A 5,284-nucleotide genomic window follows, 5' to 3' on the forward strand; every position below is an offset into this window, starting at 1 on the left:
CGGTGCCGTGGTGGCGCTGCCGGACCGGTCCTGGGCGGCGGTCGGCGAGCCGAGCCCGTATGTCTTCGATCCCGAGGCGCGGCAGATCGCGGGAGCGGCGACCACGAGCGACGCGGAGCTGTTGGAGCCGGGCGCCACCTACCGGGACTCGATCGGGCCCGGCGACAAGCTCGTCTACCGGCTGAATCTCGACGCTACGACGAACGCCTATGTTTCGGCGGTGGCCGTGCCTCAGCTCGGTACGACGGTCGCCTACGGGGACAAGGTCAAGGTTTCGCTCCAGGACAGCCGGGGCAGTGACTGTAGCTCCAATGACGCGCAGTTCGGCTCGGCCGGCCGGTTTCCCAGACCGCTCGCGGCCTATGCGTACCGGATGATCGAGGCCGGTGCGTACTCCTGCCAGGAGGCGGGTCCGTACTACGTCGTGATCGAGCGGACCAGCGCGGACACCTCCACGCCCGAGCCGTGGGAGCTGGAGATCCGCCATGTCTCCGAGCCGGGACTCGTGACGGCCGGCCCGTCTCCGTCCGAGGCACCTTCGGAGTGGCCGAGCGCCTCTCCCGGACCGGCCGGCGGCGTGCCGCAGGAGCGGCAGGGCGGCACCAGCTTCTTCGACGCCGAGAGCCTTGCCGACGGCGAGTGGACGGCGCGGATCGAGCCGGGCGAATCGCTTTTCTACAAGGTGCCGGTGGACTGGGGACAGCAGCTCTTCACCGACGCCGATCTGGGCAGCTCCGACGGCAGAGGATTTGTGACCGGCGCTCTGGCCATGTCGCTCTACAACCCGGCGCGAGGACTCGTCGACAGCACCGGCGCGGTGTCGTACAACGGCAAGCAGAAGACCACGGCGCTTGATCCGCTGCCGCCGGTGGCGTACGAGAACCGCTTCGGCTCCCGTGTGGGAGACAAGGAGATGCGGTTCGCCGGCTGGTACTACCTGAGGGTCAGTCTCAGTCCGCAGGTGGGCGAGGAGTTCGGGAACAAGCCGTACGGGCTGACGATGCGGGTGAACATCGAGGGCCAGGCCACCGGCGGACCGGAGTACGACGGGCCTGCGGGCGACTTCGCGGTGGGCGATGGCGACGGCGACCCGGGCGGTCCGGGCGGTACGGGAAGCGACGGCCGGATGGTGCTGGTCGCGGCGGGCGGAATCGGCGCGGGCACGGTGCTGGTGCTGGGGCTCGGCGTATGGACGCTGCTCGCGCGGCGGCGCGCGGGCCGGGGGCCCGGCCCTGGGATGGGCGCTGGACCGGGGACGAGCACGGGCACGGTGGAGGTGCCGACGCAGCACACGCCGCCCACGCAGTCGTACGGGCCGCCCTCGGCCTGGTAGCGGGAAGGACGGCAGGGGGCGGCAAGGGGCAAGGACGGCGGTCAGATCTGGGCCAGCGCCCAGAAGCCGACCGTGAAGCAGGCCAGCGCCACCAGCAGTACCGGGACCGCCACCTTCGGGGGCGGTCCCGGCCGTTTCCTGGGCCCATGGTGGGCCGGAGCGCGCACCGCCACGGGCTCCTGCGGAACCGGCTGCGGCTGAAGCGGAACCTGCGGGCTCTGAGCGGTGTACGGACGAGTGTGGCCTTGTTCGTGCCAGACCGCCTCTGTCCGGGCCTGGGAGAGGTCGGGCGGCTGCGGGTGAAAGGGCGGGACCTGATGCGCCGGCATGGGGGTGGGGGGAGTGGACGGCTGCACCGGGTGCGGATGCGGCGGCGCGGGAGCCTGCTGTCGTGGCTCGGGCTGCTGCGGCTGAGCCTGCTGCTGTGGCTGCTCCTGGCTGCGGTCGGGCGGTGGGGGGAGATGGAAACTGCCGGTCTCCGACATGGAGGTGGGGGTGGGAGTCGGAGTGACGGGCGTGGTGGGGGGAGGCGACGAGGGCGGCTGCGGTACGGACATCTGGCCGCCGGTCCCGAGGGCCGCGCGGGGATCGGCGTACGGATCGGCGATGTGCGGGCCCATCTGCGGGCCCGTCTGCGGTCCTGCGTACGGGGCGGAGTGCGGGGCTGAGCGCGGGCCGGCGTCCGGGTCTGTCCGGGGGGCTGCCGGCCGCCTGGTCTCCGGCCGGACGGCCGGCTGCGGCTCCATGACGGGCCCGTCGGGGCCGAACGCGGAGGGAAGCGGCCCGATCTGGTCGAAGACCTCGACCAGTTCGTCGTCGATGTCCGGCTCGGGCAGCAGTTCCATGGCCGACGTCAGCGCCTTGCGCGCGCCTGTGGCCGTACGGAACCGTGCGTGCGGGTCGGGCTGGAGCAGGCCCGCCAGAACCTGCCACAGCGGCTCGGGAATGCCCTGCGGCGCCCCGGGCGTGCCATGGGCGAGGAAGAGCTCGACCAGGGCCTTGGAATCCGGCTTCTGACCCTGCAGCAGATAGAGCGCGACGAGACCGACCGCGAAGAGATCGGCGGGGAAGTCGGGCTCGGCGCCCGTCAACTGCTCGGGCGCGAAGTAACCGGGCGTACCGACCACATAGTTGGTCTCCGTCAGACGCGGCTCTCCCTTGCGCATGGAGATGCCGAAGTCGGAGAGCCGCAGATGCGGCCGGGCCGTGCCGGTGGCTTCCAGCAGGATGTTGGCCGGTTTGATGTCGCGGTGCACGACGCCTTCCGCGTGCACCGCGGCCAGCCCGGACAGCAGTTGGTCGAGCAGGGTGCAGACGAAGCGGGGCGGCAGCGGCCCGTAGTCACCGATGAGATGCGCCAGCGATCCGCCGCTCACCAGATCCATGGTGAACAGCACCTTGTCGTCGTCGGCGGCCCAGCTTGCCGGAGCGAGGACATGGGGGTGATCGATTCTGAGCGCCTGTTCCCGGACGAAGCGGAGAAGAGTGTGCGCGTCGCTCTGCTGGAGGACCTTCGCCGCCACATAGCGTCGGCGCCGGTGGTCCCAGGCACGCCAGACGGCGCCGACACCACCGCGTCCGACCGGGTCGATCAGCTCGTACCGCCCCGCGAAGACCTCACCCATTGCGCCGCGCTCGCTCCCAGTCGTCTCGTCCGGCGGCCCGCCGCCTCCGGGCCCCGCTCCGCTGCTAGCTCTGGTGCGCCTCGTAGTGGGCGACCGCCTCCGCGGTGCGTCCGGCGCCGTAGACCCTGAGGAACTCTGCCAGTTCGGGCTGGGTCGGTGCGAGGGAGTCCGCCGCATCTATGATGTCGCCGGCCGCCGCGACCGACCGCAGCAGGGACTGGATCTCCCGGACCACCCGGCGCACGGTCGGCGCGCCCGAGCTGTTCGTCGTCGTCTGGCTGGTACCGGTGAGGACCGAGCCGCCCTGCGACTTCTTGATCTCCTCCATCCGGTCGGTGGCCTCTCCCGCGCTGACGCTGCCGTCCGCGACCTGACCGGCCAGATCCTGCAATGCCTGGACGCGTTGGACGACCGCCGGATTGCCGATCTTCGCGCGTTGACCGCTCATCAATTGTGAGAGCATCGGCGCGGACAGCCCGAGGACGGCGGCGAGCCTGGCCTGGTTCAGGCCAAGATCGTCGATGAGCCGGCGGAAGAGCGCCCCCAGCGGCTCTCCGTACCAGCTTCTCTGGAGTTCTCTGGCTCTCGCGGTCGTTTCCTGCTGTGCGGCGTCCATGTGCGTCTCCCCATCGCTTCCCCATCGCGGCAGCTTCGCTGCTGCGAACCTCGTGGGGCATCTTACGGAGCGTGGTCGCACACGGGGAGTCCCAATCCTTTTGCGGGATCCCGGGGAACACCCGGTACTCTGGTCCCCGGCGAAGGACGAGCCACGCACAACCGCTCGGCCGTACCCGACACCCGTCCCGGGGCCTTAGCTCAGTTGGTAGAGCGCTGTCTTTGCATGGCAGATGTCAGGGGTTCGACTCCCCTAGGCTCCACTCTCGCGGACCCCTTCTGACCTGCGGAAACGTAGATCAGAAGGGGTCCTTCTTCCGTTTTGGTGGGCGACTGGTGGGCGGCGTCGGTCGAGTACGGCCGGTTCATGGCTTATGCGGAGGCCCAGCAGCGGAACCGGTCCATGCCTTTGTAAGCGGTTCTGTTTCCGTCTCGTATTACGTGTGTTCGTCCCGTTCCGGCTCAATGTGGCCGGGGTGACCGCGGTGCGGCCGAAGCGGTGGCGGGCCTGGTCGGCGGCGGCTTCGGTGGCGTGGGCGCGGGTGTCGGACGGGTCGAGGGTGAGCTGGTGGTGGGCGTGCGCGGCGGGTCGTAGCTGGTCGGCGCGCAGGCTGTAGTTGCGGACCCGGGCGCGTTGCAGGCCGAGGGAGGCGAGGATGCCGAGGGCGGTGGCGGTCAGCAGGGGTGAGTGCGCGGTGGGTTCGGGCAGTGTGCGGGTGCGGGTGGTGATGCTGCGGTCGGCGTACCGCACGGTGAGGGTGAGCCGGGCGGTGACCTGCTCGGCCGTGCGTAGCCGTATGCCCAGTTCTTCGACGAGGCCGAGGACGGCGGCGTGGTGGCGGGCCGGGTCGAGGCAGTCCTGGTCCAGGGTGAGTTCGGCGGTCAGGTGGGCGGCGGGTTCGGCCGGGGTGAGCGGGCGGGGGGCGTGGCCGCGGGCGTGGTCGGCGAGCAGCCGGGCGGGGGCGGCGCCGAGGATCCGTTGCAGGGTGGCGGCGGGGGTGTCGGCGACCTGGCCGATGGTGTGGAGGCCGTACGTGCCGAGGGTCGCGGCTGTTGCTTGGCCGATTCCGGGCAGTGCGCTGACCGGGAAGGGCCGTAGCCAGCCGGTTTCCAGCCCGGCCCGCACATACGTGGTCTCCCCGGGTGCGGAGGCCGCGGCGGCCATTGCGGCGAGCATCTGGTTCCCGGCCAGCCCCGCACTGGTTTCGATACCGAAGTGGCCCATGAGTCTGAGCCGTGCCATCTGGATCAGGTCGTACGGGGTCCTGTCGAAGTACCGGAGTGCGGAGGTCAGGTCGAGCTGGACGGCGTCCGGGGGGAAGGGCTGGACGTGGGGGGTGATGTCGCCCAGCAGTGTGAGGGCCTTGTCGTACCGGTCCGCGGAGAGGTCGCCGTGCAGATGGAGATGGGCGATGTGATGACGGCGCCGGACCCGGCTGCTCATCCCGCACTCCCCGGGCTGCGATGGCCCAGCTTGCGCAGGTCAGCGGTGCGGGAGCCGGGCGGCTGAAGATCCGCATAGGGATGAAGGCGGGCGCCGGTGGGGCTGTTGGCCAGGGTGCGGGACGGTTCGGCGGGGGTGGTGTGGGGGCGGGCGGCGCCGAGGAGTCTCAGCGCTGCTTCAGGGCCGTGGTCGCGCCGGACGGCGGCGAGTTCTTCCAGGTTCCAGGCCATGGTGCCGACGACGGTGCGGCGGGGGGCGCGGGCCCGG

At 71.1% G+C, this 5,284-nt stretch carries 5 protein-coding genes and 1 tRNA gene; 2 read left to right on the top strand and 4 right to left on the bottom strand.

Annotated elements, in window-relative coordinates; all coding sequences use genetic code 11:
- The first annotated feature begins 7 nt into the window (after nt 1-7).
- Nucleotides 8-1,333: a hypothetical protein gene (locus GA0115259_RS28790; protein WP_256098185.1), complete on the top strand. Its 1,326-nt coding sequence runs from the start codon at nt 8-10 to the stop codon at nt 1,331-1,333.
- Nucleotides 1,334-1,374: 41 nt separating this feature from the next.
- Here the strand turns inward: GA0115259_RS28790 and GA0115259_RS28795 are convergent, their stop codons facing one another.
- On the bottom strand, nt 1,375-2,958 hold the full coding sequence (locus tag GA0115259_RS28795; RefSeq protein WP_093602450.1) for a serine/threonine-protein kinase: 1,584 nt from the start codon (nt 2,956-2,958) through the stop codon (nt 1,375-1,377).
- 64 nt (nt 2,959-3,022) lie between these two features.
- Nucleotides 3,023-3,574, bottom strand: coding sequence for a helix-turn-helix domain-containing protein (locus GA0115259_RS28800; RefSeq protein WP_093602452.1), 552 nt, complete (start codon nt 3,572-3,574; stop codon nt 3,023-3,025).
- 189 nt (nt 3,575-3,763) lie between these two features.
- Here GA0115259_RS28800 and GA0115259_RS28805 point away from each other — a divergent pair.
- A tRNA-Ala gene (locus GA0115259_RS28805) sits at nt 3,764-3,836 on the top strand.
- Here the strand turns inward: GA0115259_RS28805 and GA0115259_RS28810 are convergent.
- Nucleotides 3,827-5,017, bottom strand: coding sequence for a DNA polymerase Y family protein (locus GA0115259_RS28810; protein ID WP_093602454.1), 1,191 nt, complete (start codon nt 5,015-5,017; stop codon nt 3,827-3,829). The genes GA0115259_RS28805 and GA0115259_RS28810 overlap by 10 nt on opposite strands.
- A partial coding sequence (locus GA0115259_RS28815; RefSeq protein ID WP_141716726.1) for a hypothetical protein occupies nt 5,014-5,284 on the bottom strand: 271 nt, incomplete at its 5' end. The genes GA0115259_RS28815 and GA0115259_RS28810, both read right to left, overlap by 4 nt.

The sequence above is a fragment of the Streptomyces sp. MnatMP-M17 genome (genome assembly GCF_900091995.1).
Taxonomy (GTDB): domain Bacteria; phylum Actinomycetota; class Actinomycetes; order Streptomycetales; family Streptomycetaceae; genus Streptomyces.

Excerpts from the sequence above, each read along its gene's own strand:
- GA0115259_RS28800 (WP_093602452.1), bottom strand. The coding sequence starts at position 3,574 with ATGGACGCCGCACAGCAGGAAACGACCGCGAGAGCCAGAGAACTCCAG.
- GA0115259_RS28810 (WP_093602454.1), bottom strand. The coding sequence starts at position 5,017 with ATGAGCAGCCGGGTCCGGCGCCGTCATCACATCGCCCATCTCCATCTG.
- GA0115259_RS28795 (WP_093602450.1), bottom strand. The coding sequence starts at position 2,958 with ATGGGTGAGGTCTTCGCGGGGCGGTACGAGCTGATCGACCCGGTCGGA.